Origin of the sequence: Pseudomonas sp. GW460-12-10-14-TSB1, assembly GCF_017349775.1 — a bacterium.
Taxonomy (GTDB): Bacteria; Pseudomonadota; Gammaproteobacteria; order Pseudomonadales; family Pseudomonadaceae; genus Aquipseudomonas; species Aquipseudomonas piscium.
The window spans coordinates 24,925-43,609 of record NZ_JACNAC010000041.1 but is presented as its reverse complement, the minus strand read 5'-3'; the positions used below and the strand labels follow the sequence as shown (position 1 = coordinate 43,609).

Genomic DNA, 18,685 nt, shown 5'->3' with positions numbered 1-18,685 from the left:
ATCATTGGAATCAGCCACCTCGCACAGGGTAAATCAGACGTGACAGGCGGGTGGCTAGCGGGGGAGGCGCCAAATGATAATTTATCGCAATACGGATTTACAGCATTGTCTGACAATTCGTGTTGGCTGAAAGGCTTGAGATAGAGCGGTTTCTTTGAATGGGGCGAGATTGTTGGACGGCTGGAGAGGGCGTCCGCGGCGCTGGGATTCTTCCGCGAAACAGGGTTTTCGTCCCCGCAGATATGGCTCAAAGCCATATCTGCAAGCTGAACGATTCCAGGCGGTTTTCCGTTGTTTTCGCAAGAAGTCGCTCGGCTGATTTTGCGAAACAATTTGTTACGAGATCGCCGCCCGCTGGCTCAGCCGTCGAGCAGGTCGGTGCCGTAGGAGTTGTCGATCACACAGCGCCAGGCGCCCGACGGCTCATGGCGAAAGACATAGGTGGCGCGCCGTTCCAGGGTGCTGGCGACCCCGTCCCGGTCCAGGGTGTCGAGCAGGGTGTGCATGATCACCAGCGCGGTGCCGGCGCCTTCGATGACCTGCATTGCGCCCTGCCTGACCAGCATGCTGTGGTTGAAGTGCTCGGCGATGGCCACGAACGCCCGGCGGATCTGTTCCTTGCCCCGGGCTTCCAGGCCCGGCTTGACCACCAGGGTGGCGTCCTCGGCGTAGAAATCCATCAGGCTGTCGAAGTCTTCGGCGGTGATGGCGCGGTCGGCGGCTTCGATCAGGGTTTTCAGCGGGTGGGCCTGCATGTTCGCTCCTTGCGGCTTCAGTTGTGGATATCGAACGCCGTGCTGCCCAGGCGCTCGCCGTTGACCAGGATATGCAGCACATGGCGCCCGGGATAGTGGCGGCGGGTGGTCAGTTCGCGGATGTGCTGGGCGCGGTCGAGCTGTTCCCGGGCCTTGGCGGCCAGGGTGAAGGCCTTGAGCTTGAACACCTTGGCGCTGGTGCCGCCCGAGGCCTTGACGTAGTCGATGGCGTAATCCACCACCAGGCGCTGGCTGGTGTCGGCGGTGGATTCCAGGGCAAAGGACAGGTTGATCCGCTCCCCCAGGCGAATCACCGCCGGCTCGACCCGCAGGCCATGCAGCGTCACCTGCGGCGCATGCCCGGCGCCGACGATCGCCAGCGCCCGGCGGTTGCCCTGCTTGATCAGGCTGCGCAGGGCGTGGCGGGCGATCCAGGCGGTGTGCGGGTTGTCCAGGGACCAGCCTTCGATCAATGCCAGCACCCAGTCGGGATGGTCCTTGGTGATGTCGTTGAGGTGATTGGCCACCGACTTGCGCACGTACAGGCTGGGGTCGGCCTTGAGGCGTTCGAGGATAGGCGCCGCCAGGGTCGGGTCGGCCTGGATCCGCTCCAGGCGGAACGACCAGGGCAGGCGCGGGCGGCTGCCTTCGCTGGCCAGGCGGCGCACATGCTCGTTGTCGTCCCGGGCCCAGTCCCGCATCACCGCCAGGGTGCGTGGCAGGTCGCTGGCGAGGAACGGGCGGATGGCGAACTCCGAGGAGCCGAAGGCGGTGAAATGCTTGAGCGCTTGCATCGAACGCTCGAAGGCGTGCCCGCCGTAGCTGGCCACATAGTGCGGCAGGAACATGCAGACGAAGCGGCTGTTCAGGCGCGGGGCGAGCTCGTACAGCCGGGCGAGGTTGGCGTCGTAATCCGCCGGCAGCACCGCCTGCAGGCTTTCGCTGACCCGCGCCAGGCGTTGCATCACCGACAGCTCGGCGAGGCCCTGTTTCGCGTGGGCGAGAAACCCTCGGTGGTCGAAGGCCGGGTACACCGCGAGCATTTCCCGGGCGATGTGTTCCAGGCGTTCGGTGTTGAAGATTTCCTTGAGGGCGGGGGCGCTGGGGCTGGCTGCGGTCATCGGCGTATCCATTCGGGACGGGGCGCCGAGCACTGTAGCGCAACTGACTGACAGATGATGTCAGGAGCACTTGGCCAGGCGTGAGCCCCTGTCATCCTTCATCGCGGGCAAGCCTCGCGCCTACAGAGTCCCGCTTCTGTAGGCGCGAGGCTTGCCCGCGAAAGGATTCTGGCCGCATCGCGCGGCCCGATATTCAACGCGGTGGCGGCAGCACTCCGTCGGCCTGCTCGTCCTGCTCATCCGCCTCGAACAGCCGCGCCAGTTCGGCCCGGGCTTCCTGGGCCGATTGCAGGATCTTGGCGTGGTCGTCGTAGATCGCGTGCTGGGCTTCGAGCACCTGTTCGTCGTGGGCGGTGAAGCGCTTGATCCGCGAGTCGGCCTGGGCCTGGGTCAGGCCCAGGCCGATCAGCGCCTTGCGGCTCATTTCCAGGCTCGAGTAGTAGGTTTCCCGCACCGCCTCGGCGCCCAGGTCCACCAGCTTGTGCACGTGCTGGCGGTTACGGGCGCGGGCGATGATCTTGATGTGCGGGTAGAGCTTGCGCACCACCGCCGCGGTGTTGATGTTGGTCTGCGGGTCGTCGGTGGCGATCACGAAATACTCCGCTTCGCCGACCTTGGCCGCCTTGAGGATTTCTGCGCGCATCGGGTCGCCGTAGAACACCGGCATGCCGCCGAAGCTGCGGGTCAGCTCGATGGTGTCGACCGAGGTGTCGAGGGCCACGAAAGGGATCTTCTGCGCCCGCAGGATCCGCGCGACGATCTGGCCCATCCGGCCCATGCCGGCGATCACCACCCGTGGCGCGTCGGTTTCGATCTCGCGGTATTCGGCGGGCATCTCCACGTGCTTCGCCTTGGGCTGCAAGAAGCGCGCGCAGGCCAGGAGCAGCAGCGGGGTCACGGCCATGGACAGGGTGATGGTCAGCACCAGCAGGTCATACAGGCGCGCCTCGAACAGGCCCTGGTCGCGGCCGATCTTGAACACCACGAAAGCGAATTCACCGCCGGCCGCCAGCACCACCCCCAGGCGCACCGCGCTCAAGCGCCCCAGGCCACCGGCCAGGCGCCCGACCACGAACAGCAGCGGCAGCTTGATGGCGATCAGCAGCAGGGTCAGGCCCAGCACCGCGATCGGCGCGCTGAACAACAGGCTGATATTGGCGCCCATGCCGACGCTGATGAAAAACAGCCCCAGCAGCAGGCCCTTGAAGGGTTCGATCTGCGCTTCCAGTTCGTGGCGGTATTCCGAGTCCGCCAGCAGCAGGCCGGCGAGGAAGGCGCCGAGGGCCATGGACACGCCGACCATGTCCATCAGCCAGGCGGTGCCGATCACCACCAGCAAGGCCGTGGCGGTGGACACCTCCGGCAGGCCGGTGCGCGCCACCACGCGGAACACCGGGCGCAACAGGTAGCGGCCGCCGATCACCACCACGGCGATGCTGCCCAGAATCTGCAAGCCATGGCGCAGGTCTTCAGCGCTGCTGGTGTTGTGGTCGACCCCGGCCAGTACCGGAACCATGGCGATCAACGGAATCGCCGCGATGTCCTGGAACAGCAGGATGGCGAAGGCCAGGCGCCCGTGGGGGCTGGTCAGCTCCTTGCGCTCGGCCAGGCTTTGCAGGCCGAAGGCGGTGGACGACAACGCCAGGCCCAGGCCCAGCACGATGGCGCTGTTCAGTGGCTGGCCAAACAGGAACAGGGCCACGCAGCCGATCACCACCCCGGTCAGCAGCACCTGGGCCAGGCCGACGCCGAACACCGATTTGCGCATCACCCACAAGCGTCGTGGCGACAGCTCCAGGCCGATGATGAACAGCAGCAACACCACCCCCAGCTCCGACACATGGCTGATGCTCTGCGGGTTGCCCACCAGCCCCAGCACCGCCGGGCCGATGATCACCCCGGCCAGCAGATAGCCAAGCACGGCCCCCAGCTGCAGGCGCTTGGCCAGGGGGACGGTCAGCACCGCCGCGAACAGAAACACGACAGCGGCTTGCAACAGGTTGCCTTCATGGGGCATGGGCTTACTCCTGGGAAAACGGGTATTGATTGACGCGCGGAAAACCATGGTTGCGCCTCAGGCAACGGCGGCAGCCATCGGTTCCCCGGGGGGAGAATAAAGCCTGCCCGGGCTGGCGTCAGCCGCGAGGCAGGGATAGATGGCCGTCGTTCAGAGCGTGGCGGTCTGGGGGGATGTTACAGGTGCCTGGGTGGATGCCGGTTGCGGGGCTGCGGGGGACAGCAGCGGCGGCATCGGGCAATCCAGCACATCGGCCACGGCGCGCATCAACTCGGCTTCGGCCACGGTGACCTGGCCGTCGTAGCAGACGCAGCGGGCCATGGCTTGCAGCAGCGTCGGCCGTTCCTCGGGCATCAGCTGGCGCAGGCGCACCAGGGCGGCATCCAGGTGTTCGAGGTCGACTTCCGTCGGTTGCGGCTGAGCGAAGGGCAGGCCGGTCCAGGCATGGGCCAATGCCAGCTGGGCCTGCTGCGCGGTCTTTTGCCCGGCGCTGGCCAGGGCGCCGAGCAGGACCGCCAGTTCTTCGCTGCGCTGGAACAGTCCCCATTTGTATTCGGGCGCCGGCAGGCCTTCGACATTGCGCTGCACGATGCGCAGCAGCGTCCACTCCAGCAGCTCGACCTGGTCGTCGGCGTCGATCAGTTGTCGCAGGTTGTCCATGAACGGCTTGCAGGCTTTCTTGTCCAGCTGCTGCAGGGCCGGTATCGACAGGTCGAGCAGCGGCAGGCGCAGGTTCGGGTCGAGGGCCGCCAGCTGTTTTTGCAGGGCTTGCAGGCAACCGAAGACCTCGGTGGGGCTGTTGGCCTCCAGCTGCGCGAGTTGCCGGCGGCGCATCGAATCATTGGTGGACAGCAGCAGGCCATAGATCAGCGCCTGGGCGCCGGTGGTGCTGTGGGCGCTGCGCTGGAGCGCCGGGTCGAGGCTGACCAGCGCCGCTTGTGCCGCCAGCAGATGTTGCGCGTTCGGGCTGCCGATGCTGGCAATCGACTGCTTGATCGCATTCAGGTCGAAGACCAGGGCGCTGGTCGCTTGCGATTGGCGGCTGAACACGCCGGAGCTGTCCAGCCCGGAGCGGGCGGGCTCGGCCGGCAGTTCGATGGCTTCGATGGTGGGCAAGCGGCCGTCCCAGCCGGGTTCCAGGCGCCGGATCCGCGCCGAAAGGGGCGGATGGGTCGCGGACTGGCCATAGACGGAGAGGGTGGCCCCTTCACTGAAATACAGGTGGCTGTATTCAGAGCTGAAGGCGCTGTCGAGCTTCGAGCTGGCGGCATAACCGCCGATTTTTTTCAGCGCGCCGACCAGACCGGCCGGGTTGCGGGTGAACTGCACCGCCGAGGCATCGGCGAGGAACTCGCGCTCGCGGCTGATGGCGCCCTTGATCATATTGCCGAAAAAGGTCCCGACCGAACCCAGCAGGATCAGCGCCAGGCCACTCCACATCGCCAGCCCGCCGACCCGATTCTGTGCCAGCCGGCCGGCCTGGTTGACCCCGTTGGCCATCGCCTCGCCGGTCAGGCCGATAACCAGGATGCCGTGGACAATCGCCACCAGCCGGGTGTTGAGGCGCATGTCGCCGTTGTAGATATGGCTGAACTCATGGGCAATCACCGCCTGCAGTTCCTCACGGTTGAACACCATGATGGCGCCGCGGGTGACCCCGATCACCGCTTCCTGTGGGGTAAAGCCGGCGGCGAATGCATTGATCCCGGCATCGGGCAGCACGTACACCTGCGGTACCGGCGTGCCCGAGGCCAGGGCCATTTCCTCGACCACATTGAGCAGCCGTTGTTCTTCCAGGCCGTCCGGGTGCAGGTTGATCAGCCGGCCACCCAGGCGCTTGGCGACCACCTTGCCGCCGGCTTTCAGTTCGGAGTGCTTGCCCATGCTGCTGCCGATCACCACCAGGAACACCACCGCGGCGATCATCGCGGTCAGCCGCCAGTCGAAGCTCGGCGACTGCTTCATCTCTTTGAGAAATTGCAGCCAGAGCAGGTTCAGCGCCAGGCTGGTGACAGTCACCAGGCACAGCACGGCCAGGATCATCAGCAGCACCAGGGTGCCGGTACGCCGTTTGGCCCGGGCCTGATGTTCAAAAAAATTCATCGGACCATCCATGGTGACAGGGGGTTAGAACGCGACCTTGGGGGCTTCCTGGATCAGGGCGCTGTCGGCGAATTGCAGCAGGCTGGCGTCGGCGCCATGGCCAAACAGGCCGGCCAGGATCACCGGCGGGAAACTCTGCTTGTAGCTGTTGTAGTTCATCACCGTGTCGTTGAAGGCCTGGCGGGCAAAGGATACTTTGTTTTCGGTGCTGGTCAGTTCTTCGCTCAGCTGTTGCATGTTCTGCGACGCCTTGAGGTCCGGGTAGGCCTCCATGCTCAGGTTCAGCCGGCCCATGGCGCTGGACAGCGCGCCTTCGGCTTGGCCCAGCTGCGCCATGTGCTGCGGGTTGCCGGGCTCGGCCGCGACGGCCTTGAGGCCCGCCAGCGCGGCGTTGCGCGCCGCGGTCACGGCTTCGAGGGTGTCGCGCTCGTGCTTGAGGTAAGCCTTGGCGGTTTCCACCAGGTTGGGGATCAGGTCGTAACGGCGCTTGAGCTGGACTTCGATCTGCGCGAAGGCGTTCTTGAAGCGGTTCCGGCGGGCCACCAGGCCGTTGTAGACGGTGATGACGTAGACCACCAGCAGGGCCAGAACGAGCAGAACCACAATAGTTGAAACAGCCATACGGATGTCCTTATCGGCGTGCGGATTTCAGGGGGGCGCCATGGTAACCGAATTTATCGCGGGCGCCGCCATGGGCAACCGCCGGCATGCGGTCTTCGGCAGCACCTAGAACGAGTCGGGGCGTGCAATCGGCGCTGCCGCGTTCTGAATGATTGCTGCTCGTTGTGGTCGGACCTTGCAGGTGCGTCGTCGGTCCCGGAGTTCCCGGCAGGCGCGCCACCCAACCTTGAGCCCGTCGGCCACGCCGCGGGCGTCACCTTGTGAAGGATCATCCCGACCATGCTCGAACCCACCTGGACGGCACTCAAACACCATAAGCGGGTGCATCAGATAGTCGCTGTCTTGGCGGCCTTCGGTGCCCAGGACGTGCTGCTGCGCCTGGGCCTGGGGCGCCTGCTGGGCGAGTCGCAGGCCAGCGCTGAAGCGCAGCCGCAGGACTCGACGCCGCAGCGGGTCCGCCTGGCCCTGGAGAAACTCGGGCCGACCTTTATCAAGCTCGGGCAGATCCTCGCCAGCCGCAGCGATATCCTGCCGCCGCACTGGATCAGCGAACTGGAGTCGTTGCACAGCAGCGCCGCGACCTTGCCCTGGAGCGAACTGGAAGACCAGGTGCGTGACGACCTGGGCTTTGAGCTGGACCAGGTGTTCGCCGAGTTCGACACCGAGCCGCTGGCGGCGGCCTCCATCGCCCAGGTTTATCGCGCGCGCCTGCTCAGTGGCGAGGCGGTGGTGGTCAAGGTGCAGCGCCCCGGTCTGCGGCGCAAGATGAGCGCCGACCTGCAACTGCTGGAAGGCGTGGCGATGCTGGTGGAAGAGAACGCCGCCCTGGCCCATTACCAGCCACGGCAGATGGTCCGGCAATTGGCCCGGGCGATGCTCGAAGAACTGGACTTCACCCAGGAAGGCCAGCACTGCGACAGGGTGGCGGCGAATTTCGTCGAGCATCCACAGATCGCCATTCCGCGTATCCACTGGCGGCACAGCAGCGAGCGCCTGCTGGTCCAGGAGTTCCTCCCCAGCCATACGCCGCTGGAGCGTCAGGCCCTGATCGAGCAGGGCCTGGACCCGAGCCTGCTGGCGCAGCGCGGGGCCCAGGCCTTTATCAAGATGCTGCTGGAAGACGGCCTGTTCCATGGCGACCCGCACCCCGGTAACCTGCGGGCGATGGACGACAACCGGGTCGGCTTCATCGACTTCGGCATGGTCGGGCGCCTCGACGAGCGCCGGCGCCTGGAGGTCATGGGCTTTATGCGGGCCATGACCGAGGGCAGTACCGAAGCGCTGGTGGCGGTGCTGATCGACTGGAGCGGCGAGCAGGTGCGCGACCTGTCCGCCATCGAACAGGCCGCCCGGGAGTTCATGGGGCGGCACGGCGGCAAGGCGCTGAACATGAGTGCGATGATCGAGGACTTCCTCGGCCTGATGCGCGCATACCAGCTGTTGCTGCCGGCCGACCTGCTGGTGCTGTTCAAGGCGCTGATCACCGCCGATGGCGTGCTCACCCGGCTCGACCCGCAACTGGACCTGGTGGCCACCGCGCGCCCGGCGATCCACAAGATGCTCAAGGACCAGTTCAGCTGGAAACTCGCTCGCCGCCTGGGCCTCGATGGCCTGGAACTGGGCCGTGGCGTCGCCGTCGAACTGCCGCAGTTGACCCGCCTGCTGATCAACCGCCTGAAACACGGCGTGCTCGACCTGCGCCTCGACATGCCGAGCGTCGAACGCCTGGAAAAATCCCTGCGCCTGGCCTCGACCCGCTTGTCCCTGGCCTTGCTGGTCAGCGCGCTGCTGATCGCCTTCGGCCCACAGATCGACGCGGCCGGGCCAGTCTGGCAGGGACTGTCGGTGGTGGCCTGGCTGGCGGGAGTGGCGACTTTGGGTGGGGTGCTGGCGTTTGTCTGGAGTTTGTTCTGGCGGTCTTGAGCAGGGGGAGCGGGGAGTGTCGGCGGTCTTTCCCGCTCCGCTAGGAAAACTCGATAAAGAATCCAGCATTCGGAAACACTCGGTTTTCTGACGGTGGAAGCCAGGGCTGGGAAATGTTGGCCTGTATCTCAGCTTGGAAAAGCCCCGCATTGCTCTATGTGGCTACTGTCGGTACGGCTATCAAGGTCCCCATCTGGCCCGATGTAGATATCCGTATCAGGCCATTTCGGTTTGACTCTGACGCAGTGCGATTTGCCACCGTTGTTCCAGTAGAAATCCATGAAAAACTTCTTATCGGGGAAGATATGACCGGGGCCTCCGGTTGCCTCGCCGGGGTAGATCTCGCCCTTGGATATGCTGTGCTGAACATTCAGGATGTAACCGAGTCGCCCTTGGCCTTTCTCCGAAAAATGGAAACTCACTTGCGGCGTGGCGAAGTACCAAAAGGCAACAGGTGCCAGCAATAGCACGAGCAACCAGTGCTTTATGTACCGGGATTTACCTTTTGCAGACATGGTCTTCAATACCGTCTCCCCAGTCCGTAGGTGGCACTGCCAACACTTCATCCATGATCATCTTCGCCGTAAGACCGCCATTTGGGTGCTGCCTGTAGAGCTTGATACCGATGCTGATTGATACCCTGTCGCCGATATCGTCCCATGCTCGCATTCCCTCTATGTCTGCCGACTGGTGAGGGCCTCGTCTTTCATTCCATTTCTGAACCTTGCGGATTGAGTCCGAAGCAATCTGTTCAATCCCTGCACCATCTAGCAGAACGCCTTCGCAAAGTCCTCCTGCCATCCCAACATACCCGTAGTGCACGTTTGACCAGATGTCATAGAAGTAATCGTATTTACCCTGTTTCTGCCAAGGACCACCGTATCGTTCACCAATCGTAACTTTATGATCCCATGGCCTATTTTGACCGACACGCTCTGCCCATAGGGCCATTGCAGCAGCCTTGTTCCCGAGTGCCAAAGCCTCAAAATTGGGCGGGGATAGTCGGGCATACCAAGGTAGCCTTTGAAATTTCGCATCCTCGGCGGCAGCATCAAAGCTGTTCAGTTTCCTCATCTTCACGACAGAGGGGTGATTGATATTGCGGTTTATTTCAGCGGCAATGTAGCTCGCAACCTCTTCCATCCTGTCAGGGTGAGTGCAAACGACAGGCTCAGCTTCTTCCTCTGGTTGTTTCGGAGCCGCATTAGGATCTACCAGAGCATTTGCAGCAACAGCCTTCTCTGTGAGGTTCGGATCAGCCAGCAGGGTAGCCATCTTCTCATCATCCACCGAGTCATCAGGCCGGAACGCACCGAGTGCTGCGAAGTTGATAATTGCCGCACCGGGTGCAGCTCCCATCACGAATCCGCCGAAGGTATCGCCCGAGCCGCTGATGATCGTTCCACCATGACTGGTCGGGCTGCCCAGGTGCGCCATGGGGCGGCCATTGATCAGGATCGAGGGAAAACCACTGGTGATGACCGCACCGCAGCCACAGGTATCGCCTACCCGGGCCGCCCCCATGGCGTTGATAGTCACATCGGCAGAGGCGCTGGCAATCGGTGTTGTGCCGTGCCCCGGCAGCGGGCAGAAATGCAGGTCACCCAGTCGAGCGGAAGAAATCATGCTGCGTCCTTGCATCGTGTACGAAAGATGACGCGAGGCTGCCCCAGGGCCGCGGGCTCGGTCTGTGGGACGATTCTTAAAAGATCAGGTCAGGAGTCGGGCGCCGACTCAGGGCATCAAGGATGGGGAAGGGGGCAGCCGGCAGTGCCCATCAAGAACAGGCAGCACAAGTCGCTGGCTCGAAAATTTGCTATTTTCCGCACCCTCGGCCGCCACTGTCGGCTGCCGCCAAGCAGAGAGTGAATGGATGAGCGACCAGTTGCAGGTGATCGATATCGAAGTGGGCGAGGGCAAGGCGGCGGTCAAGGGCGCCTTGATCACCACCCAGTACCGCGGTTTCCTGGAAGATGGCACGCCCTTCGATTCTTCCTGGGAGCGCGGCAAGCCGTTCCAGTGCGTGATCGGCACCGGGCGGGTGATCAAGGGCTGGGACCAGGGCCTGATGGGCATGCAGGTCGGCGGCAAGCGCAAGCTGCTGGTGCCGGCGCACCTGGGCTACGGCGAGCGCTCGATGGGCAAGATCCCGCCGAATTCCAACCTGGTGTTCGAGATCGAGCTGCTGGAAGTCCTGACTCGCGACGACTGATTTCGCCCATCGCCCAGGCCGGGGCTCTGCCTGGCCTGGGCGCGTTACGCGGGCTCCATCTTTACTTTCTGGTCTGAAAACTCACGCTCTTGTAAACCTGTATCGATTCTCTGGGGCGTGGGTGGGGCTAGAAAATATGTCCCTATGCTTCAACGCCAATGTACAGTTTCAAATCAGTTGGGAGTGGTTGCCCTATGATTTCTGATATTGCTGTTATTTGCCCATTGGTTAGCAGCCATTCGCCTTCCGCCATGGCGTTAAGGCTGGTATGGCCGAGAGTTTCTACAATTTGTTTGTTATAGGTACTGTCTACATCAAGCTCATACTTGAGCGAGTCATCTTCTGTGCTATTGAGCAAAAAACCAGTAATACACAAGTGCATAAACGCCTCTGTTTTTCTACTGTTCGACGTCCACACGAGCTTTTTTCGATGCGAAGATCAGAAGCGCTTAACCAGTGTATGAGCCTCAGTTCACACGGGTGAAGAGCGACGAGAAGTTTGCCGTCACACGTTGAAACTGAGCGATAAGATCACCCTGGCTTGACTGTCCGAGGCGATGTTGCCAAAACGCCCATGTCCAACGAATGCACATTCATCTGGTAGGTAAGAGACCTGATTCACACCGATAGCATGGGCTGAAAGCCTTGTATTACATGCCCTAGAGGTCGATTTCAGTGCGCCCCCCCCTGAATCAGTTCTTGAACCCCGGCAGACCATTGGCTGTGCGCCAGCTCTTCAGAATCTCTACGATTTCTTCTGCTGTGTTCTCGTCTTTGTTTTCAGGATAGAAAATCAAGTCTGAACCAGCAGGATGACCAATGATCTTTTTGAAATGAAAGATCAATTTGTCTTCTGTAGCTTCATCGTTGGAGCCGAATTTGATTTCATTAACGAAGTCGATGAATTCAGCTTCTGTGTAATCGGATAGCTTGCTCTTCAAGTCCATTTAATTATTCTCTCTGTGAGTTTCAACATGTCGTTTCGGTGTCATGACTGTAAGGTTATCCACGTTGTAAACCTCGCCACCGTTCTTGATGTATACAATATGGTGAATCTCAAAACGCATTCGCTCTCCTACATGCTCAGATTCTATTGCAATTGGTGCTTTGCCTTCTGAGATTTTCCTTTGATTATCTTTGCAGAACTGGCCCCGCAATACTGCGTCTTTCGAAACCTCAATCCAGAACGCTTTCCTGAAGTCGTCGAAGTCGTTGAAAGTCTGTCCCCGTAGCGCATCAGCAATCTGCGAAGGAATGGGCGAGCCTTCTCCCACGCCAGCACCAGCAAGCCATATGCCCGATATGGGTTGACCCTTGCCAGTGACGCCACCCGCATCATAGCGGGCACTAAGCATGATGTAGATTGGCTGTATGTCGGTACTGGGGAACCAGATAATCGCATCCTGGTACTCGGGTGGATGCTCAGGGTTCACCAGTACCTTGTTGGATTGTTCGGTGGGCGGATACACCCAAACAGACGGCAACTGTGGCGCGCCTTCCAGTGCAGGAATACCCAGTACACCGTCACCGCTTGCCGCTGGTGTCCAAGTGAGGCCGATCCCGTTGCCAATGTCGGCGATAAACTTCTCACCGTCCTTCCTGCCCTCAATGACTGGGACATTTTCCCAATCCGTCTTGCCGCCCGTGTAGAAGCCATAGGCGTTAACGGAGCCATCCGGCAAGGTCTTCACATTGACACGAACACGTGTGCGGCCTGTCTTGAGCATTGCGTACTGCTCATTCTTATAGAAGGCACTGTCAGGCGAAATGCTGGTGTTTGGAATCAGCAACGCAACAGTGCCCACTACAGCGCCAGTAGCAACAACACCTGATCCTTCCAGCAATGTGAGAGCCAATGACCCGCCAAGACGTTTGGCAATGGCACCGCCAGCGGCAGACCCGCCCACCAATTGGAGAGAGGAACCTTCCGCTGTGATTGCAGTTCCGGTAGCTAATACAGCCCATAGCCCGTAATCAGCCAGCTTCTCAACAGGCACAAATCCGGTGGGACTCTTGTGATCGATCACACCGTCAGGCAGGTTGCAGCTTTTGGCAAAGACACAACCCATGGTGGCGGGCTTGTCTTCTGCCTTTGGCGGCAGGTCCTTGTATTCCGCCCAGCGTTGGGCGCCAAGATCGACGGGCTCTACACCCTTGTTGCGATAGCCCTTCGGGGCGTTCGGTACGTAGCCACTCATCCGTGTTCGCGCCCACATTGTCCATAAAGAAAGCCCCCGTCAGAGGGGAGCGAAGAGCATTTGCAGTTGGCTTAGGGACGCTAGTGGATGCGGCTATGGAGGTCTGTAGGGACAATCTGAAAAATGGTGGCTGGGACCAGGGCCTGATGGGCATGCAGGTCGGCGGCAAGCGCAAGCTTTTGGTGCCGGCGCACCTGGGTTACGGCGAGCGGTCGATGGGCAAGATCCCGCCGAATTCCAACCTGGTGTTCGAGATCGAGTTGCTGGAAGTCCTGACTCGCGATGATTGATCCCGCGCACTGGCCAGGTCGGAGCGCTATCTGACCTGGCCACCTCCACTGCTTTTTCTCCGTAAGTCCCTCCTTGAAATCGTCTCTCTGTGCTTCTCCAGGCGGGGCTAGGTCGTGGGTGATCGACAGGCAGTGGCGGATGATTGGTGTCATCAAGCTCTTGCGCAGGCCTGCGGCATCGGCCAGGATGTGCGCCATATAGGTATAGGGGGTATAGGTATGTCGCACACGCACGCACAGAAAGACGATCTGCTCAAACGGGTCCGGCGCATCCTTGGCCAGGTGCAGGCGGTGGAGCGGGCCCTGGAGTCCGGCGCGGAGTGCGCCAAGACCCTGCACTTGGTGGCGGCCACCCGCGGCGCGATCAGCGGCCTGATGGGGGAAATCATCGAGGCCCATGCCCTGGAGCATGTGGCTCATCCCGAACTCAGCGATGAAGAACGGGCCAAGGGCGTGAGCGAACTGCTCGAAGCCATTCGCCGTTATTCCTGACCGGAGACCACCCCATGAGTCCGACCTTGCCAGCCGCAGGCTTGACCCACGACCACCACTTCCTCGGTGCCGCCCACGATGAAAATGCCCGGCGCACGCTGTGGGTAGTGGCGCTGACCTTCGTCATGATGATCGGCGAAATCGCCGCCGGTTATCTCACCGGCTCCATGGCCTTGCTCGCCGACGGTTTCCATATGGCGACCCACGCCGGGGCCCTGGGCATCGCGGCGGCGGCCTACGGATTCGCCCGGCGCAATGCCGACAATGCGCGCTTCAGTTTCGGCACTGGCAAGGTCGGCGACCTGGCCGGATTCGCCTCGGCGCTGATCCTCGGCCTGGTGGCCATCGGCATCGCCGGCGAGTCGCTGCTGCGGCTGTTGCAGCCAACCCAGGTGGCTTTCACCGAGGCGACCGTGATCGCCGTGGTCGGGCTGGGCGTGAACATTGTCAGCGCCTTGCTGCTTTCCGGCGGTCATGCCCATCACGGCCATGATCACGCTCATCAGCATGCTCATGAGCACCCGCATCCGCATTCACACGGGCATGGCCATCACCACGACAACAACCTGCGCTCGGCCTATGTCCATGTGCTGGCCGATGCCCTGACCTCGGTCCTGGCCATCGCCGCCTTGCTGGCGGGGCGTTATCTGGGATGGGTCTGGCTCGACCCGGTGATGGGTGTGGTTGGCGCGCTGGTCATCGGCCGCTGGGCCTATGGCTTGATGAAGTCCAGCGCGGCGGTGCTGCTCGACACTACGGACGAACACCTGGCCGGCGAGATTCGCCAGTCGGTGGAAGCCGCCGGCGATGCGCGCATCACCGATCTGCATGTGTGGCAGGTGGGCCCGCAGGCGCGGGCGGCGATCGTCAGCGTGGTGGCGGCTGCCGGCGTCAGCGCCGAGACCATCCGCCAGCGCCTGGCGCCGGTCCACGAACTGTCGCACCTCACCCTTGAATATCGCAGCCTGTAACGCTAGGCCCCTGTCTGCACCGCAGGCGGGCAGGGGTAGTTTCTCCCGAGAAAATCCAGCAACCGCAGATTGACCTCCTCGGCCTGCTCGCTCTGGATCCAGTGCCCGCAATCCGCCAGCCGATGCTGTTCCAGGCGTGACACCTTGCCGGGCATGCGCTCCATGGTGCGAGCTTCCAGTTGGCCCACCGGGTCGCGGTCGCCGATCATGAACAGGGTGGGTTGGTCCACCTGGCGTTCGCTCAGGTGTTCGGTCCGTTGCCAGTTGCGCTCGAAGTTGCGGTACCAGTTCAGGGCGCCGCGAAAACCTCGCCCCTCGAAGGTGCGCCGGTACACCGCGAAGTCCTCCGGCGTACACCAGGCGGGCGGTGCCTGGTGCGGCGGCATGCCCTCGAACAGCAGGGCCGACGGACTTTTTTCATCCAGCAGGTGTTCGCAGTCGTGCATGAAATGCAGCAGGCTGCGGTCGATGTCGGCGTCCAGTTCCCGCTCGGCGACGCCGGGCTTCTGGAAGTACAGGATGTAGTTGAAACGCTCGGCGAACAGCTCGGCCATGATCTCCACGGCCGGGCGTTTGGGGCGGCCGGCGAAAGGCACCGAGAGGGCCACCAGTGCCTTGACCCGCTGCGGCTCCAGCAGCGCCAGGTGCCAGGCGACCACGGCGCCCCAGTCGTGACCGACGATGCAGGCCTGCTGCTGACTCAGGGCGTCCATCGCTTGCTGGATATCGGCGCATAACGTCAGCACGTCATAGGCGGCTACATCCTCGGGGGCGCTGCTGTCGCCGTAGCCGCGCATCTGCGGGATCAGCACCCGGTAGCCGGCGGCCGTCAGCGGCGCTACCTGCCGGCGCCACGAATACCAGCACTCGGGAAAACCGTGCAGCAGCCACACCGGCGGTCCATCCAGCGGGCCGGCGGCATGCAGGTGCAACTCGATGCCATTGAGCTTCAGGGCATGTTGGGTGATCTGGCTCATGATCCTGTCCTCCGAGGTCCAGGCATGACCCTAGCAGAAGCCCAATGACCTTCTGACCACCATTCATTGGTCGAATAGGCGCCCAGCAGTTTTACCCGGCATGGGCCTGACGGCTGTCCGCCGGCGCCTGGTCGCGCTGGGTCAGCCCGTAGTCACGCGCCACTTCGGCGACCCGCAGCCGGTAGTCGGCGAACACCTGGGTCCGCCCCAGGGCCTGGGCCGTGCGATGGCGCTCCAGGGTGCGCCAGGCCTCGACCGCTTGCTCGTCGCGCCAGAACGACAGGGACAGCAGCTTGTCCGGCTCGCTCAGGCTCTGGAAACGCTCGATGGAAATGAAGCCGTCGATCTCCAGCAGCAGCGGTTTCAGCGCGGCGGCGAGGTCCAGGTAACGCTGGCGATGTTCCGGGTGCGGCAGGGCTTCGAATATCACGGCGATCATCAGTGCGACTCCGGCAGGGTGGTGAACAGAGGGATGCGTCCGTTGAGCGAGGGTTTGTAGGTCCAGGCGATGGGCTGGTCGAGGGTCGATTGCCGCAGCAGCGCACCGACCACCGCGCTGGCAATGGTCAGGGCCAGGGCCTGGCCGGGGCATTGGTGGCGGCCGCTGCCAAAGCTGAAACTGCGCCGGGCCTCACGTTCGAGCAGCAGGCGATCCGGCTCCGGGTTCAGTTGCGGGTCGCGGTTGGCCGAGGCCAGCAGCACCAGCACCACAGCGCCCGGCTCCAGCGTCACCCCGGCGATGCTGCAAGGGGCGGCGACGAAGCGCCGGGTGTTCTGCACCGGCGGGTCGTGACGCTGCACTTCGGCCATCAGGTCGGCGATCCGGTTGGGCGTCGCCCGCAGGTCCGCGAGTAACTGGCGATCGTTCAGCAGGGCGCAGAGGCTGTTGCCGATCAGCCCGGCGCTGGCCTCAAAGGTCTGGGACAACAGGCCGATCAGGTTGGCGATCAGGCTGTCGTGATCCTGCCTGCCGAAACCTTTGACGATCCGCTGCAAGAGCAGGCTGGCAGGCGCCCGATCGAGCAGAGCCTCGAAGTGTCGGGTCAAGTGTTCGGCTGCCTGGTGGGCAGCATCCCGTTGCGCCTGAGTGCTGGCCGGCGACAGGCCGGCGACAAAGTCCTGGGTCAGCCCGGCAATCTCTGGCAACTGGTGCGCGGCAAAGCCCAGCAGCCCGGCGACCACTGCCACCGGCAGGCGGAACTGGCCGTCATGCAGCCTGGCAGTGGTATCCCTTGGCAGGCCCAGCAGCAGGGCGGCGACCCGCTGCTCAATTTCCTCGGCATGCACCAGCTGCAGGCCCGGCTCGACCGCGGCCCGCGGGCAACGCTGGCGCTCGCCGTCGTTCATCCGCATCAGTTGGCCGAACACTTTGCCGGCGGCGCCGTCGACTATGGCTTGGGGCACCGGCTCGTGCGCGGGATGTACCCGGCACTCGGGATGGGCCAGCACCGCGGCCACCGCTGCGGCGCTGCTGGCCAGCCACATCCCCAGTCCGGGGTCGAAGGCCAGGCCGCCCCGGGCCCGCAGGCTGGTGTAGTAAGGGTAGGGATCGGCGTGGGTGACGGCAGTAATCGGGTCCATTATGGGCGGCCTTATTCGCGGGGGAGAAGTGTTGCTACTATCGGCAACCTGCGAGGGGCACGATTCGTTCGGGAGCGAAATATGAATGCACAGCAGCACGACAACGCCGTATCCCAGGTCGCCGCGGCCATTGCCGAGCCGGCGCGGACGAAAATGCTCTGCGCGCTGATGGACGGCCACGCGCGCACCAGCACCGAGCTGGCGGCGATCGCCGATGTCAGCGCCTCCACCGCCAGCGCGCACCTGGGCAAACTCAAGGAACTGGCCCTGGTGCGCCTGCATGTGCAGGGTCGCCATCGCTACTACAGCCTCGCCGACCCGCGCGTGGCCCAGGCCCTGGAAGCCCTGATGGTGATCGGCCGCAACGCCACGCCGGCGTTCAGCCCGCGTACCCCGGACCGCCTGCAGTTCGCCCGCACCTGCTACGACCATATGGCCGGCACCCTGGCGGTGCAGCTGCATGATCGCCTGCTCGACGCCGGCTGGTTGCAGCAACCGCAGGAGGGCGCCCAGGAGTACAGCCTGAGCCCTGCCGGCGAAGGTTTTTTTGCCGGATTGGGCATTAATGTGCAGGCTCTGGCGACCTTGCGCCGACGCTTTGCCTGCCCCTGCCTGGACTGGAGCATGCGCCGCCCGCATCTGGGTGGTGCGTTGGGGGCCGCGTTGTTGCAGGAAGCGATCCGGCGCAAATGGCTGACCCAGGACCTGGACAGCAGGGCGCTGGGGTTGACCACCCTGGGGCGCAAGGAGCTTGCCAGTCGGTTCGCCGTCCAGCTCGAAGAGCCGGACAGCCCGGCCCGGCGTGTCGGGAGCGCTGGCAAACCGGGTCGCCCGGCCGTTACCCAGGCTTTATAGGCCGGTCCACAACCCTATGGCTGGCGTTACCGTCAGCCTTCGAATGCCGTCCTGGCTTGGAGTTTTCAGCATGCTCATCGTCTTCAGTGGCCTGCCCGGCAGCGGCAAGACCACCATCGCCCGGGCCCTGGCCAGCCATCTGCGGGCCACCTATCTGCGCATCGACACTATCGAGCAGGCGTTGCGCAACGGCGGGTTGGCGGAGGTCGGCAAGGCCGGGTACGAAGTCGCCAATGCCCTGGCCCGCAGCAACCTCGCCCTGGGCAACCGGGTGGTGGCCGATTGCGTCAATCCGGTCGCCGAGAGCCGCCAGGCCTGGCAAGGCATAGCCAAGGCCGAGCAGAGTCCTTTGCTGAATGTCGAGGTGGTCTGCACCGACATCGCCGAGCATCGGCGCCGGGTGGAAAGCCGTGAGGCGGATGTGCCCGGCCTGCGTCCACCGAGCTGGCAGTCGGTGCTCGATCATGATTACCAGGCCTGGAGCAGCGAGCGCTTGAGGCTGGACAGCTCCCTGCTGTCGCCAGCCGGGGCGGTGCGGATCATCCTTGAACACCTGGACACCTTGTAGC

At 63.2% G+C, this 18,685-nt stretch carries 20 protein-coding genes; 7 read left to right on the top strand and 13 right to left on the bottom strand.

The features are described from left to right. Window positions 1-359 precede the first annotated feature (359 nt). The 5 genes from J4D52_RS21520 to J4D52_RS21500 all read right to left on the bottom strand — a co-directional run bounded on the left by J4D52_RS21520 (window position 360) and on the right by J4D52_RS21500 (window position 6,617). Window positions 360-755, bottom strand: a complete 396-nt coding sequence (locus tag J4D52_RS21520; RefSeq protein ID WP_102677398.1) for an SgcJ/EcaC family oxidoreductase — start codon at window positions 753-755, stop codon at window positions 360-362. Between the two features lie 17 nt (window positions 756-772). Further along, window positions 773-1,876: a DNA alkylation repair protein gene (locus J4D52_RS21515; RefSeq protein ID WP_102677399.1), complete on the bottom strand. Its 1,104-nt coding sequence runs from the start codon at window positions 1,874-1,876 to the stop codon at window positions 773-775. Window positions 1,877-2,069: 193 nt separating this feature from the next. Next, window positions 2,070-3,893: a monovalent cation:proton antiporter-2 (CPA2) family protein gene (locus J4D52_RS21510; RefSeq protein ID WP_102677400.1), complete on the bottom strand. Its 1,824-nt coding sequence runs from the start codon at window positions 3,891-3,893 to the stop codon at window positions 2,070-2,072. 150 nt (window positions 3,894-4,043) lie between these two features. Continuing rightward, window positions 4,044-5,996: a M48 family metallopeptidase gene (locus J4D52_RS21505; protein WP_102677401.1), complete on the bottom strand. Its 1,953-nt coding sequence runs from the start codon at window positions 5,994-5,996 to the stop codon at window positions 4,044-4,046. 24 nt (window positions 5,997-6,020) lie between these two features. Beyond that, a complete protein-coding gene (locus J4D52_RS21500) occupies window positions 6,021-6,617 on the bottom strand; it encodes a LemA family protein (protein ID WP_102677402.1) in 597 nt (198 codons plus the stop codon). Between the two features lie 279 nt (window positions 6,618-6,896). Here J4D52_RS21500 and J4D52_RS21495 point away from each other — a divergent pair, with 279 nt between their 5' ends. Next, the gene (locus J4D52_RS21495; protein ID WP_102677403.1) at window positions 6,897-8,540 is read left to right on the top strand and encodes an AarF/ABC1/UbiB kinase family protein; all 1,644 of its coding nucleotides are present in this window, start codon (window positions 6,897-6,899) and stop codon (window positions 8,538-8,540) included. Window positions 8,541-8,668: 128 nt separating this feature from the next. On the opposite strand, the gene J4D52_RS21490 is transcribed toward J4D52_RS21495, so the two are convergent. After that, complete coding sequence (locus tag J4D52_RS21490; protein ID WP_063429797.1) at window positions 8,669-9,055, bottom strand: hypothetical protein; 387 nt, start codon at window positions 9,053-9,055, stop codon at window positions 8,669-8,671. Then, window positions 9,039-10,166 (bottom strand): polymorphic toxin type 44 domain-containing protein, encoded by a 1,128-nt coding sequence (locus J4D52_RS21485; RefSeq protein WP_063429799.1) that lies wholly within the window; start codon window positions 10,164-10,166, stop codon window positions 9,039-9,041. The genes J4D52_RS21490 and J4D52_RS21485 overlap by 17 nt, the downstream gene beginning before the upstream one ends. A gap of 247 nt (window positions 10,167-10,413) precedes the next feature. Here J4D52_RS21485 and J4D52_RS21480 point away from each other — a divergent pair, with 247 nt between their 5' ends. Further along, window positions 10,414-10,752 (top strand): FKBP-type peptidyl-prolyl cis-trans isomerase, encoded by a 339-nt coding sequence (locus tag J4D52_RS21480; protein WP_025809541.1) that lies wholly within the window; start codon window positions 10,414-10,416, stop codon window positions 10,750-10,752. 142 nt (window positions 10,753-10,894) lie between these two features. On the opposite strand, the gene J4D52_RS21475 is transcribed toward J4D52_RS21480, so the two are convergent. The 3 genes from J4D52_RS21475 to J4D52_RS21465 all read right to left on the bottom strand — a co-directional run bounded on the left by J4D52_RS21475 (window position 10,895) and on the right by J4D52_RS21465 (window position 12,950). Beyond that, complete coding sequence (locus tag J4D52_RS21475; protein ID WP_081251623.1) at window positions 10,895-11,134, bottom strand: pyocin S6 family toxin immunity protein; 240 nt, start codon at window positions 11,132-11,134, stop codon at window positions 10,895-10,897. A gap of 310 nt (window positions 11,135-11,444) precedes the next feature. Further along, the gene (locus tag J4D52_RS21470; protein WP_025809537.1) at window positions 11,445-11,699 is read right to left on the bottom strand and encodes a bacteriocin immunity protein; all 255 of its coding nucleotides are present in this window, start codon (window positions 11,697-11,699) and stop codon (window positions 11,445-11,447) included. Beyond that, complete coding sequence (locus J4D52_RS21465) at window positions 11,700-12,950, bottom strand: S-type pyocin domain-containing protein (protein WP_081251624.1); 1,251 nt, start codon at window positions 12,948-12,950, stop codon at window positions 11,700-11,702. A gap of 2 nt (window positions 12,951-12,952) precedes the next feature. On the opposite strand from J4D52_RS21465, the gene J4D52_RS21460 reads away from it, so the two are divergent. The 3 genes from J4D52_RS21460 (at window position 12,953) to dmeF (ending at window position 14,703) form a co-directional block, all read left to right on the top strand. Next, window positions 12,953-13,240, top strand: coding sequence for an FKBP-type peptidyl-prolyl cis-trans isomerase (locus J4D52_RS21460; RefSeq protein WP_081251625.1), 288 nt, complete (start codon window positions 12,953-12,955; stop codon window positions 13,238-13,240). A 219-nt stretch (window positions 13,241-13,459) separates the two neighbouring features. Further along, complete coding sequence (locus tag J4D52_RS21455; RefSeq protein WP_102677404.1) at window positions 13,460-13,732, top strand: metal/formaldehyde-sensitive transcriptional repressor; 273 nt, start codon at window positions 13,460-13,462, stop codon at window positions 13,730-13,732. Window positions 13,733-13,746: 14 nt separating this feature from the next. Continuing rightward, window positions 13,747-14,703, top strand: a complete 957-nt coding sequence (gene dmeF / locus J4D52_RS21450) for a CDF family Co(II)/Ni(II) efflux transporter DmeF (RefSeq protein WP_102677405.1) — start codon at window positions 13,747-13,749, stop codon at window positions 14,701-14,703. Between the two features lie 2 nt (window positions 14,704-14,705). Here dmeF and J4D52_RS21445 read toward each other — a convergent pair whose 3' ends face one another. The 3 genes from J4D52_RS21445 to J4D52_RS21435 form a co-directional block, all read right to left on the bottom strand. Further along, on the bottom strand, window positions 14,706-15,680 hold the full coding sequence (locus tag J4D52_RS21445; RefSeq protein WP_102677406.1) for an alpha/beta fold hydrolase: 975 nt from the start codon (window positions 15,678-15,680) through the stop codon (window positions 14,706-14,708). Between the two features lie 91 nt (window positions 15,681-15,771). After that, window positions 15,772-16,119 (bottom strand): antibiotic biosynthesis monooxygenase, encoded by a 348-nt coding sequence (locus J4D52_RS21440; RefSeq protein ID WP_025809524.1) that lies wholly within the window; start codon window positions 16,117-16,119, stop codon window positions 15,772-15,774. After that, window positions 16,119-17,261, bottom strand: coding sequence for a cytochrome P450 (locus J4D52_RS21435; protein ID WP_102677407.1), 1,143 nt, complete (start codon window positions 17,259-17,261; stop codon window positions 16,119-16,121). Before J4D52_RS21435 ends, J4D52_RS21440 begins: the two co-directional genes overlap by 1 nt. An 81-nt stretch (window positions 17,262-17,342) precedes the next feature. Here J4D52_RS21435 and J4D52_RS21430 point away from each other — a divergent pair, with 81 nt between their 5' ends. Both J4D52_RS21430 and J4D52_RS21425 read left to right on the top strand, forming a co-directional pair. Further along, complete coding sequence (locus J4D52_RS21430; protein WP_102677408.1) at window positions 17,343-18,116, top strand: helix-turn-helix transcriptional regulator; 774 nt, start codon at window positions 17,343-17,345, stop codon at window positions 18,114-18,116. A gap of 70 nt (window positions 18,117-18,186) precedes the next feature. After that, complete coding sequence (locus J4D52_RS21425) at window positions 18,187-18,684, top strand: AAA family ATPase (protein WP_102677409.1); 498 nt, start codon at window positions 18,187-18,189, stop codon at window positions 18,682-18,684. Window position 18,685 lies beyond the last annotated feature (1 nt).

Bases quoted from the DNA above. Each gene is read 5' to 3' on its own strand.
- J4D52_RS21520 (WP_102677398.1), bottom strand. From the start codon at position 755: ATGCAGGCCCACCCGCTGAAAACCCTGATCGAAGCCGCCGACCGCGCC.
- J4D52_RS21515 (WP_102677399.1), bottom strand. From the start codon at position 1,876: ATGACCGCAGCCAGCCCCAGCGCCCCCGCCCTCAAGGAAATCTTCAAC.
- J4D52_RS21510 (WP_102677400.1), bottom strand. From the start codon at position 3,893: ATGCCCCATGAAGGCAACCTGTTGCAAGCCGCTGTCGTGTTTCTGTTC.
- J4D52_RS21505 (WP_102677401.1), bottom strand. From the start codon at position 5,996: ATGAATTTTTTTGAACATCAGGCCCGGGCCAAACGGCGTACCGGCACC.
- J4D52_RS21500 (WP_102677402.1), bottom strand. From the start codon at position 6,617: ATGGCTGTTTCAACTATTGTGGTTCTGCTCGTTCTGGCCCTGCTGGTG.
- J4D52_RS21495 (WP_102677403.1), top strand. From the start codon at position 6,897: ATGCTCGAACCCACCTGGACGGCACTCAAACACCATAAGCGGGTGCAT.
- J4D52_RS21490 (WP_063429797.1), bottom strand. From the start codon at position 9,055: ATGTCTGCAAAAGGTAAATCCCGGTACATAAAGCACTGGTTGCTCGTG.
- J4D52_RS21485 (WP_063429799.1), bottom strand. From the start codon at position 10,166: ATGATTTCTTCCGCTCGACTGGGTGACCTGCATTTCTGCCCGCTGCCG.
- J4D52_RS21480 (WP_025809541.1), top strand. From the start codon at position 10,414: ATGAGCGACCAGTTGCAGGTGATCGATATCGAAGTGGGCGAGGGCAAG.
- J4D52_RS21475 (WP_081251623.1), bottom strand. From the start codon at position 11,134: ATGCACTTGTGTATTACTGGTTTTTTGCTCAATAGCACAGAAGATGAC.
- J4D52_RS21470 (WP_025809537.1), bottom strand. From the start codon at position 11,699: ATGGACTTGAAGAGCAAGCTATCCGATTACACAGAAGCTGAATTCATC.
- J4D52_RS21465 (WP_081251624.1), bottom strand. From the start codon at position 12,950: ATGAGTGGCTACGTACCGAACGCCCCGAAGGGCTATCGCAACAAGGGT.
- J4D52_RS21455 (WP_102677404.1), top strand. From the start codon at position 13,460: ATGTCGCACACGCACGCACAGAAAGACGATCTGCTCAAACGGGTCCGG.
- dmeF (WP_102677405.1), top strand. From the start codon at position 13,747: ATGAGTCCGACCTTGCCAGCCGCAGGCTTGACCCACGACCACCACTTC.
- J4D52_RS21445 (WP_102677406.1), bottom strand. From the start codon at position 15,680: ATGAGCCAGATCACCCAACATGCCCTGAAGCTCAATGGCATCGAGTTG.
- J4D52_RS21440 (WP_025809524.1), bottom strand. From the start codon at position 16,119: ATGATCGCCGTGATATTCGAAGCCCTGCCGCACCCGGAACATCGCCAG.
- J4D52_RS21435 (WP_102677407.1), bottom strand. From the start codon at position 17,261: ATGGACCCGATTACTGCCGTCACCCACGCCGATCCCTACCCTTACTAC.
- J4D52_RS21430 (WP_102677408.1), top strand. From the start codon at position 17,343: ATGAATGCACAGCAGCACGACAACGCCGTATCCCAGGTCGCCGCGGCC.
- J4D52_RS21425 (WP_102677409.1), top strand. From the start codon at position 18,187: ATGCTCATCGTCTTCAGTGGCCTGCCCGGCAGCGGCAAGACCACCATC.